11 protein-coding genes and 1 pseudogene are annotated in these 7,012 nt (G+C 44.5%); 5 read left to right on the forward strand and 7 right to left on the reverse strand.

Annotated features, from left to right (window positions below):
- Window positions 1-358: 358 nt before the first annotated feature.
- The 3 genes and pseudogenes from IM509_RS24275 to IM509_RS01790 form a co-directional block, all read right to left on the reverse strand.
- Window positions 359-481, reverse strand: coding sequence for a zinc ribbon domain-containing protein (locus tag IM509_RS24275; protein ID WP_369800412.1), 123 nt, complete (start codon window positions 479-481; stop codon window positions 359-361).
- Between the two features lie 264 nt (window positions 482-745).
- Window positions 746-1,174, reverse strand: a pseudogene (locus IM509_RS01785) (RNA-guided endonuclease TnpB family protein); the annotation flags it as partial.
- Between the two features lie 174 nt (window positions 1,175-1,348).
- A complete protein-coding gene (locus IM509_RS01790) occupies window positions 1,349-1,756 on the reverse strand; it encodes a hypothetical protein (protein WP_002756869.1) in 408 nt (135 codons plus the stop codon).
- Between the two features lie 48 nt (window positions 1,757-1,804).
- Between IM509_RS01790 and IM509_RS01795 the strand changes: the two genes are divergently transcribed.
- The 3 genes from IM509_RS01795 (at window position 1,805) to folE (ending at window position 4,524) form a co-directional block, all read left to right on the forward strand.
- The gene (locus tag IM509_RS01795) at window positions 1,805-2,710 is read left to right on the forward strand and encodes a hypothetical protein (protein WP_185237700.1); all 906 of its coding nucleotides are present in this window, start codon (window positions 1,805-1,807) and stop codon (window positions 2,708-2,710) included.
- Between the two features lie 337 nt (window positions 2,711-3,047).
- Window positions 3,048-3,776: an SDR family oxidoreductase gene (locus IM509_RS01800; protein WP_052277267.1), complete on the forward strand. Its 729-nt coding sequence runs from the start codon at window positions 3,048-3,050 to the stop codon at window positions 3,774-3,776.
- A gap of 49 nt (window positions 3,777-3,825) precedes the next feature.
- Window positions 3,826-4,524, forward strand: coding sequence for a GTP cyclohydrolase I FolE (folE, locus tag IM509_RS01805; protein WP_002738197.1), 699 nt, complete (start codon window positions 3,826-3,828; stop codon window positions 4,522-4,524).
- Window positions 4,525-4,719: 195 nt separating this feature from the next.
- On the opposite strand, the gene IM509_RS01810 is transcribed toward folE, so the two are convergent.
- Entirely contained in the window at window positions 4,720-5,358 is a 639-nt protein-coding gene (locus tag IM509_RS01810; protein ID WP_052277266.1) for a phosphoribosylanthranilate isomerase, read from the reverse strand.
- Between the two features lie 120 nt (window positions 5,359-5,478).
- Between IM509_RS01810 and psaK the strand changes: the two genes are divergently transcribed.
- Window positions 5,479-5,745: a photosystem I reaction center subunit PsaK gene (gene psaK / locus IM509_RS01815; RefSeq protein WP_002736399.1), complete on the forward strand. Its 267-nt coding sequence runs from the start codon at window positions 5,479-5,481 to the stop codon at window positions 5,743-5,745.
- A 180-nt stretch (window positions 5,746-5,925) separates the two neighbouring features.
- On the forward strand, window positions 5,926-6,039 hold the full coding sequence (locus IM509_RS01820) for a hypothetical protein (RefSeq protein WP_052277265.1): 114 nt from the start codon (window positions 5,926-5,928) through the stop codon (window positions 6,037-6,039).
- Between the two features lie 60 nt (window positions 6,040-6,099).
- Here the strand turns inward: IM509_RS01820 and IM509_RS01825 are convergent, their stop codons facing one another.
- The 3 genes from IM509_RS01825 to IM509_RS01835 form a co-directional block, all read right to left on the reverse strand.
- Window positions 6,100-6,399, reverse strand: coding sequence for a type II toxin-antitoxin system RelE family toxin (locus IM509_RS01825; RefSeq protein ID WP_052277264.1), 300 nt, complete (start codon window positions 6,397-6,399; stop codon window positions 6,100-6,102).
- The gene (locus IM509_RS01830) at window positions 6,359-6,586 is read right to left on the reverse strand and encodes a hypothetical protein (protein WP_185237701.1); all 228 of its coding nucleotides are present in this window, start codon (window positions 6,584-6,586) and stop codon (window positions 6,359-6,361) included. Before IM509_RS01830 ends, IM509_RS01825 begins: the two co-directional genes overlap by 41 nt.
- 319 nt (window positions 6,587-6,905) lie before the next feature.
- The coding region (locus IM509_RS01835; RefSeq protein ID WP_271946612.1) for a transposase at window positions 6,906-7,012 on the reverse strand (107 nt) is incomplete at its 5' end.

Below are 7,012 nucleotides of genomic sequence, written 5' to 3' on the forward strand. Positions count from 1 at the left end.
CGATAACCAAGCTAAAAACTGAACCTTGACAACAGATAGTAGGGGGTTTTGTTCAGAAAAGAATTCAAATTCGGCCTTGAACGAGTAAAACTTTCTAGGAAATAAGGTTGAACATGAGATTTTTTCGACTTGTTCAAAGTGTCCGTCCGGCATCCGGACACTCAAAACGGACGTTGAGAAAGAGTCAGACTTAAGCAATTAAGCGTTTTTCGCTATCTGCGTCAACCCCATTGACGCGACCACCCTAAAAAAGTGGCGTGGTACGGACGGCGATTCCCAAACCTCACGATTTGGGTTTCTGCTTCTTTCCCTTGCGGGGTTCCGCACCTGCCGCCCCAGTTTTACTCTGTTCTGGTCATCAGGTCGCGACCCGGACTGACACCGCAAGCCCTGCGGCCAAAATGTTTTTACTAGCGTTAATATCTCGGTCATGGTGAGTCCCACAGTCTGGACAATCCCACTCTCGAATATTTAACGGCATTTTCAAGGGCAATATACCCGCAATTACTACACCTTTTAGAGCTAGGAAACCATCTATCTAGGGTCTGCTGAAAAAGTTTTTCCTGGTGGCAGGGTGTGGGGTGTGGGGTGTGGGGTTTTACCCATTTTCACCTGGTCAATTACCTAATTTTCAGGGAAAAAGTCCCGAAATTTTCCCCTCAATCACTGCAAGGGTCGGGACTTTTTGAGGTCAAAAAAGTCTAAAAGCCTTATCCAACAAGGTTTTTAGATTTATTCAGCAAACCCTATCTATTTCGATGTAGTTTCTCCCATACCAACGGCATTTATAGGCTAATTGTCGGGTGATTTCTCCCCAGCTTACATCAGATATTGCCTGAGATAATTTCGGGTTTTTGACCAGATTCTTGACGGCTAAATTCTCAACCACAATAGTTTGGTTTTCCCGAACTAATTGAGTGGTTAGCTTGTGTAAATGGTCTTTTCTGCTATCGGTGATTTGAGCGGGAATTCTGGCTACTTTGATTCTCGCTTTTTCTCGATTCTTTGAGCCTTTTTTCTTCCTAGAAAGGCTTTTTGGGTCTTTTCGCAGTCTCCGATAATGCTTTTAAAAATGCTTAGGATTAGATACTTTGTCGCCATCGCTGGTAATCACGAGGCTACTAATTCCTAAGTCAATTCCAATGGCTTTATCTGTTACTGGTAAGTACCTAAGCAAAATTAATTACACATATCTAACCACCTCTTGCCTTTTGCCTTTTGCCTTTCTTCACTAGGAAATTAATTTTGCACGACTACTTAACAGTAAAGCCAACCTAGAACGACGGGGTTTCAGACCCAAAATTTTCGATGATCATAGACTATAGCAAAACCCCTGGGCTTTTTCCGGTTATTTCACTAAATAGCTGCGCCATTGTGAGGCAACTTCTTCCAGTAAACGCCAAGTTTTACCCTCGATCTGTCTTTGTAAATAAAGATCAAAATTGTTGTGTTGTTTGGTATCTTTTTGATGGGGCAATTGTAGAGTTAGATCGTAATCTCCCTGCAAGTGATAAGCGGGCAAATTGCCCACATAAAGCGGTTCCAGACTGGTGACATTAATTTTAGCAATTTTTACCTGCGGATCATCGATATGTAAAGATTGACTAAGGCGATCGGATGTGTGACGAAATTGTAATAAAAGGGCTTTGGCGACGATTTCTCCGTCGGGGGCAAATTCTTGCGGGGGAGTGACACTACCACAAGCAGTCAGGAAGACAAGGAAAATACTGGTTAAAAAACCGAGAAAACGGCGCATAGAATGATATTTTGAAAAAGAATGGCAGCGGGTTAAGAAGAATTAATTATGACTCAACCAAATGAGCGAGAGAATTTCAGCCAAGCAGAAACGGTGATCCGGCTACAAGAGGCGATCGAGCAGTTAAATTCGATCGTTTCCCAACTTAACACGGGAACGGGGATAGTGTTACCCCCAAAAGTTGCTGTTGATAATCTTCTTAACTCAACGCAACAGTTAGCCGCTGCTTTAAAACCAGACGAATTCGCAGGAGTTGAGCAAAGTTTAACCGCAGATTCTCCAATCGAAGCAGCGGAGGGAATCGACGATATTTTACCGGATTTCGAGCAGGTGGAAGGGTGGTGGACGACGATTTTGAGCAAAATTCGCCGACTTTTACCTGGGGGAATTAGCGAAAAAATTCCCGATTGGTTAATTACCGGCTTGTTAACAGGAAGTTTAGTCACTATCCTATTAGTAGCTGTGGTCAGTTTACCGAAAAATCCGGCGGAAATTGCCGAAAATATGCCTGAAGTTGTCTCTAGTCCTTCCCCGGCAGCCGGGGAAATTATCGAAACTCCCCCAGAATTAATCGCACCAGAGGCACCGATTCCCGTCCCGATTACCAAAGCAAAACCGCGATTAACTCCCGAACAAAGTTTAGTCGCAGCCATTCAAGCGGAAATTACCGATTTAACTACTCGTTATCCCGCCGGGATTATTGCTACCGTAGAAGCGGACTTTTTGGCTAGTCGTCTAGTAGTTATTTTGGGCGATAATTGGTATGGTCTGGAGGCATCACAACAGGATAAATTGGCTAATTCGGTTTTTCAACGTTGCCAAAGTCTCGATTTTCGCCGCTTGGAAATGAAGGATAACGAGGGAATTCTCCTCGCTAGAAGTCCCGTTGTCGGCGATCGAGTGGTAATTGTCAATCGCACTCAACCCACCGCTGCCATCTCCTCCGGTGAGTAGTTTTCAGCGCAGGAGGAGGGAGTTTCAAGGCAGCCTCAAGAATTCTCGCCAACCAGTCCGCTTTTTCCCCTCGCTGGTTAGATATCTGAATATACACAAAGATTAGTGATCCCTGACTTAACAGTGCTATAATTGGCTAGGTAAAATTTTGTAACGATTCTTAAATCTTGAACCTACCCGATAGTCAATGCTTCCCCCCGCCCCAGGTGGACGCGGCAATTTTGGTGCGAGAAAAATTGCTCCGATCCAACCCAACTGCCTTAAACCTTTCTAGGGTTCCCCTAACCGCCAAAATTTTGCCCTAACTACCCGGAATTAAGAGATTTCAGATTATACCATGAACTCTGTTATTCGTCAACAGCGAGCGCTGATCACTGGAGCCAGTAGCGGCATCGGCAAAGAAACCGCCCTCGCTTTCGCCAAGGCGGGAATTAATCTGGTTTTAATCGGTCGCAATCAGCAAAAATTGGCAGCCGTGGCGGCAATGGCGGCAGATTTAGGCGTATCAGCCCAAGCTTACCCCTTAGATTTGGCAGATATACCGGAAGTAGCTTCTAGGATCGCTAAAATCGCCCAAGAATCCGGACCGATCGATATCCTGATCAATAATGCTGGCATGGGTTACACAAATCCCTTAGCTGACACACCTTTGTCAGACTGGCAGCGGGTGATCGACCTGAATTTAACCAGTGTTTACCAGTGTGTGCAGGGGATTTTACCTGCCATGCGTCAACAGGGAGGAGGCACGATTATTAACGTTTCCTCGATCGCCGCCGATAATTTTTTTCCTGATTGGGGGGCCTATAGTGTCAGCAAAGCGGCATTAGTGGCATTTTCTCGCATTTTAGCGATCGAGGAGCGGGTCAACGCCATTCGCGTCACGATTATCACCCCCGGTGCTGTCAATACTCCCATCTGGGACAGCGATAGCGTCAAAGCAGATTTCGATCGCTCGGCCATGTTAACCCCAGATATCATCGCTCAGGCCATTCTGCAAGCGGTGTTACTGCCCAAACAGGCTGTAGTGGAAACGATGACCATTATGCCCAGTGCGGGGGCATTATAACCCAAAATACTTCTATTTATCGATCAATTCGCCTACAGGCCTCTTCATTATGACCATAGCTTCTTCTAACGGTTTAAACGGTAATCTAACCGACGCTATTCAAGCACGCGTGACCACTCGCCCCGATCGCAACACCCACAATGGCAAAACCGCTCAAATTCATCCGACTTCCGACGAAAACAAAGAACAGATGATGGATGCGGTCAGAAATATCCTGATCTCGGTGGGAGAAGATCCCGAAAGAGAAGGTTTATTAAAAACCCCCAAACGGGTGGCCGAAGCGATGCAGTTTCTCACCCAAGGCTATCAACAATCCCTAGAAACCCTCGTTAATGGTGCGATCTTCGATGAAGGTCATAATGAGATGGTATTAGTGCGCGATATTGACTTCTTTAGTCTCTGTGAACATCATATGTTACCCTTCATGGGGCGGGCCCACGTTGCCTATATTCCTAACCAAAAGGTGGTCGGATTAAGTAAATTGGCCCGCATTGTGGAAATGTATTCCCGTCGTTTACAGGTCCAAGAGCGCCTCACCCGTCAGATTGCCGAAGCGATTCAAGAAATTCTCGACCCCCAAGGGGTTGCGGTAGTCATGGAAGCAACCCATATGTGCATGGTGATGCGCGGGGTGCAGAAACCGGGATCTTGGACTGTCACCAGTGCCATGTTAGGAGTCTTCCAAGACGAGCAGAAAACCCGCGAGGAGTATCTTAACCTGATCCGTCATAAACCTAATTTCTTCTAGTCAGGGAAATGGGGGAATGGGGAAATGAGGAAATGGGGGAATGGGGAAATGGGGGAATGGGGAAATGGGGGAATGGGGAAATGGGGGAATTCAACTAAAACCCCAAAACCCCCCCAGAACGCGCACGCAGTGACCACCCCAACACCCTAAAACCCTAAAACCCTAAAACCCCAACACCCAAAACCTTCTAACTGATCACTGATCACTGATTTTTTGCAGTCGCTCTAACAAGAGGGCGACTTTTTTGAGGTCTTTATCACCAGGCGATCGCTCAACGCCGCTAGACACATCAATACCCTGGGGGTGCAGCCTGGTTAAAGCTTCACTAATATTATCGGGGTTGAGTCCTCCGGCCAGAAACCAGGGCAAGGGGGGCGAAAAACTGGCTAAGGCTTGCCAGTCTAAGGTATGTCCCGTACCGCCGAGTAATTGGGGATGGTAGGCATCTAAAAGCAAAGTATCGACGCTATTGAAGTAAATTGCCGACTTTTCCCAACTTTCTCTGTCTTTGATCCGCAAAGCCTTGATAATTTCCCGGTCGGGTAATAATTGCCGCAGCCTTTGGCAATATTCGGGAGATTCCCTACCATGTAACTGCACACTTGTCAAGGGGGTTTTAACAATTATTTGCTGAATAATTTCCGGTTGCTCGTCGGCAAAAACACCGATAAAATCAATTTTGTCGGGTATTGCGGCGGTAATAGCGTTAATTTGCTCGATTTTGACGTAACGAGGCGAACTAGGTACGAGTATAAAACCTAAAGCCGTAGCTCCTAAATTAGCGATCGCTTGTCCTTGGTCTGGTTGGGTAATGCCGCAAATTTTAATTCGCATTTAATCTTATTCGCAAAACGTTACAAAAACTGTTAAGTATTCAAACAAAAAACAGTTTCGGGTCAAGAGCTTTTTATAATGCCCTGTGGTTAACAAAATTTTATCAAGACTGGAGCGCCAATGATCCCTTCCACCTTACTTTTAGCCACCGCTCAAACCATTCCCTGGAATTTATCCGTCGGCATTACCATGACGTTAGCTAACCTAGTAGCGTTCGTTATCGGTTATTTTGCCATCCAAAATACCGGAGCAGGTCCTGCTTTACCCTTGCCGCAGTTAGCCTCGAAAAAAAGCTTCGGTCTGCCGGAATTATTGGCTACCATGAGTTTTGGCCATATTCTCGGTGCGGGACTGGTTCTCGGTCTTTCTAACGCGGGTATTCTCTAATCAGTAATCAGTAATCAGTAATCAGTAATCAGTGATCAGTGACCAGTAAACCTCAGAGAGAGGAGCCAGTAGTCAGGAGAACTAAGCATAAAGAGATTTTAGGCAACTTCATCCCTATTTTCCCATTTTTGAACTCTCAAAAGTCAATTATGCCAGAAGCCTAGTAATCGTCCAGATCGGTTGATTATTCTGGCTGCTGGCGAGAAAACTAAGAAAGCAGTGGCCCAAGTTGAAGCTGGAGACTTTGCTGACGAAGAAGAAGCAGTATTGGCTAAATTAACCTATGAAAGTTAGATAGCTGCGGAAAGAAGTATCGAAAATAATTGGTAAATGCGAACGTTGCTAATCGCTTAATTAATCGTAAATATTGCCTCTAAAGTTAATCTCATAAATAAAGATTTCGTCTGTCTTCTTGCCGATTTCAAAAATAACTCGCATTTTGCCAACAGGAATTCTGGAGAATCCTTTTAACTCACCTTTAAGTTTTTTGATATCAAGTTCTTCAGGGGGATAAACGTTTTGAGTTTCAAGGCAGGTTTTGGGAATACCAATTTTAGTCAAAACAGATTTTCGGCTATTAGCATCTAGTTTCTCCAAAAATTTATTGGCTGATCTACTGATCCTGATCTTCACGATTAAACCAGCCTGTAACATCAACGAAGCTGTCGTCTTTGTAATCAACAGGATTAAAGGTTGCTTGTATGTCAGCTTGTTCTATATCATCCACATAGGGAATCAGCATCTCGAAGAATTTAAACCATTCTTCCCGCATAACTTCGCGGACGCTTTCCTTGATGATGGTTTTGAGCATTAGAGCATCTAAGGTGTTTGCCGGCTCCATATATTTTCCTCCAATCTACTTGAATTCTAGCAGCAGATCAAGAAAACGGGTTTCTTACAGCAGTTATCTTCAGGATTTTAGTTTTCTCAAGCTACTGTTCGAGGAAAGTAAGTAGTCATGCAAAATTAATTACCTGCCCGATCGAGCTAAAACCCTTACGGGGCAATGATCGTCATGTGTAAATAATTTTGCCTAGGTACTTAAAGAGATTGGGAGAGATTCAGGTAATCTGAGGATAGGCGGTTAAAGTGCCTCTTAGCTTACCTGATAGCGTTCTTAAAATCTATCGGCTCTTCTGGTTTTCGTGTGTTAATTTTTGTTATGAATTAAAGCAAGCAAACAGCTTAAGTCGAAGATGTTCAAAATTGGTAAATCCATAACTCATTCTTTTAATAAGCTTTATTTTGGTATTCATTCCCTCAATTA

Source organism: Microcystis sp. M31BS1, assembly GCF_020245285.1.
Lineage (GTDB): Bacteria > Cyanobacteriota > Cyanobacteriia > Cyanobacteriales > Microcystaceae > Microcystis > Microcystis panniformis.

What these genes read in the sequence shown, in the direction of transcription:
- IM509_RS24275 (WP_369800412.1), bottom strand. Translation starts at nt 481, where the DNA reads ATGCCGTTAAATATTCGAGAGTGGGATTGTCCAGACTGTGGGACTCAC.
- IM509_RS01790 (WP_002756869.1), bottom strand. Translation starts at nt 1,756, where the DNA reads ATGCGCCGTTTTCTCGGTTTTTTAACCAGTATTTTCCTTGTCTTCCTG.
- IM509_RS01795 (WP_185237700.1), top strand. Translation starts at nt 1,805, where the DNA reads ATGACTCAACCAAATGAGCGAGAGAATTTCAGCCAAGCAGAAACGGTG.
- IM509_RS01800 (WP_052277267.1), top strand. Translation starts at nt 3,048, where the DNA reads ATGAACTCTGTTATTCGTCAACAGCGAGCGCTGATCACTGGAGCCAGT.
- folE (WP_002738197.1), top strand. Translation starts at nt 3,826, where the DNA reads ATGACCATAGCTTCTTCTAACGGTTTAAACGGTAATCTAACCGACGCT.
- IM509_RS01810 (WP_052277266.1), bottom strand. Translation starts at nt 5,358, where the DNA reads ATGCGAATTAAAATTTGCGGCATTACCCAACCAGACCAAGGACAAGCG.
- psaK (WP_002736399.1), top strand. Translation starts at nt 5,479, where the DNA reads ATGATCCCTTCCACCTTACTTTTAGCCACCGCTCAAACCATTCCCTGG.
- IM509_RS01825 (WP_052277264.1), bottom strand. Translation starts at nt 6,399, where the DNA reads ATGTTACAGGCTGGTTTAATCGTGAAGATCAGGATCAGTAGATCAGCC.
- IM509_RS01830 (WP_185237701.1), bottom strand. Translation starts at nt 6,586, where the DNA reads ATGGAGCCGGCAAACACCTTAGATGCTCTAATGCTCAAAACCATCATC.